Origin of the sequence: Sphingobacterium alimentarium (assembly GCF_004342685.1) — a bacterium.
Lineage (GTDB): Bacteria > Bacteroidota > Bacteroidia > Sphingobacteriales > Sphingobacteriaceae > Sphingobacterium > Sphingobacterium alimentarium.
In genome coordinates, this window is sequence record NZ_SMBZ01000097.1 from 1 (window position 1) to 1,754 (window position 1,754).

General features: G+C 28.4%; 2 protein-coding genes. Both read right to left on the reverse strand.

Annotated elements, in window-relative coordinates; all coding sequences use genetic code 11:
- Nucleotides 1-53: 53 nt before the first annotated feature.
- The gene (locus EDC17_RS16700) at nucleotides 54-944 is read right to left on the reverse strand and encodes a FecR family protein (RefSeq protein ID WP_132779361.1); all 891 of its coding nucleotides are present in this window, start codon (nucleotides 942-944) and stop codon (nucleotides 54-56) included.
- A gap of 43 nt (nucleotides 945-987) precedes the next feature.
- On the reverse strand, nucleotides 988-1,560 hold the full coding sequence (locus EDC17_RS16705; RefSeq protein WP_132779363.1) for an RNA polymerase sigma factor: 573 nt from the start codon (nucleotides 1,558-1,560) through the stop codon (nucleotides 988-990).
- Nucleotides 1,561-1,754: the final 194 nt, after the last annotated feature.

Here is a 1,754-nt window from a genome sequence, read left to right on the forward strand (position 1 = left end):
AAGCATCCGCTCGCGTTTACTTATTGATAAATTCATGCAAGCAAATGTAGAACCTAAAAAACGTTATTTAAATATGTACTTGATAGGCCGGATACAATTGATCCACTAATTAAGGTTGCTTTTACGTGATTATCTTGGTCATATCCAGATAAATTAAAATTTGTTCCTAAAACATTTATTTTAGCGTCTTTTACTTCCACGATAAAAGGTGTTTGCTTATTATGCGCTACTTCAAAATATCCCTCTCCTTTAAGCATTACATTACGATTGCTAATACCATAATTTGAAGATATTTTAATACTAGAGCCAGAATTAAGTTGTACAATAGAGCTATCGGGTAATCTTAATTTTAAAGTAGATCCTTTTTTTGCAGCAAACATGTGGAAAGTATGGATATCAAAGTCAGCGATTCCAGCCTTTTTGTTTATAATAAGTTCGTTTTCACCAGTACGAACTATAGATATTCCTTTGTAATAAATGCTGTCATTTGGCAAAAAATCTAAATCTAAAGTTTTACCATCTGCAAATTCAATATTACTATTATCATTCTTTAATGTTAGGGAATTATTATTAGTTACAAGTTTATAAACTTCTTCTGTTTCATGAGCATCTTTATATTTATCCAGATAAGTATAAAGAAAATAAGAGAAAACAGAGAGTATTGCAATGCTGGCTGCAGCTTTATAATATAAAGTTCTAGTTTTTCTATTATAAAAATCTTTTTTCGGTTTTTCTAATTCGTCAATTTGATTAATAATACGATTAAAGACTTCATCATGAGCAAAATCTCTATCGGAATTATTTCCCATATTATCTGCTGATATTGAAAGAAGATATTCTTCATCAACTTCGTCAATTAATTGAATAAATTCCTCAAATTCTTCAGGATTTAAAGAATTAGTACAATATTTCTGATATAATAAATTAAGTCTTTGGTAGTCCAAAATACAGTCTTTTTATGTAGTACACATATCGGGGACAGTACGACTAGTCGGATAGAAAATAAATTATTAAAAAAGGTATTTCATACTTAGTTGAAGACACATATTTCCTTAAGTATATTAACGCTTGAGAAATATGGTTTTTAACCGTATTTGGGGAGATTCCCATTTTTTCTGCGATTTGCTGATGTGTATAGCCATCGAATCTACTTAATTCAAATGCTATTCTTTGTTGTTTAGGTAATAATGCAACTTTTGAGATAATTGATTTTTCAAATTCTGAGTATTCAATTTTTTCTTGAACATCATTTATATGGTGTACTGAAACCTGGTCGAGATAAATTGATTTATATTTTACCTCACGTAATTTATTTAGTGATATTCTTTTGGCTATTACATAAATAAAGGAAGTAACTTCCTTTTGCTCATCTATATTTTGTCTATTAATCCATAAATTCACGAAGCATTCCTGTACCACATCTTCAGCAAGAAAAGTTTCTCTCAAAATTTTATACGAAACCTGATATACAAATTGAGCATAGTTGTTATATAAAACTTGAAAAGCTTTTCTATCACCTTGTATTACAGCATAAATAATTTCTTTAGGTAGAGAATGCATAATTAAAGCTAATATATAGTCAAAAACTAATATTGATCAAAGATATAAAACTTAAAATACTTTGTATGTTAAATTTAGTTTACCTAATATTAGATAAAACAGTACCGTCCTTTAGATTTGTATTTATATAATTAGATTACGATTTTGTATTCTAGAAACTAACCAACAGCAGTGGCTCATTTTAGTACCGTCAA

Bases quoted from the DNA above. Each gene is read 5' to 3' on its own strand.
- EDC17_RS16705 (WP_132779363.1), bottom strand. From the start codon at position 1,560: ATGCATTCTCTACCTAAAGAAATTATTTATGCTGTAATACAAGGTGAT.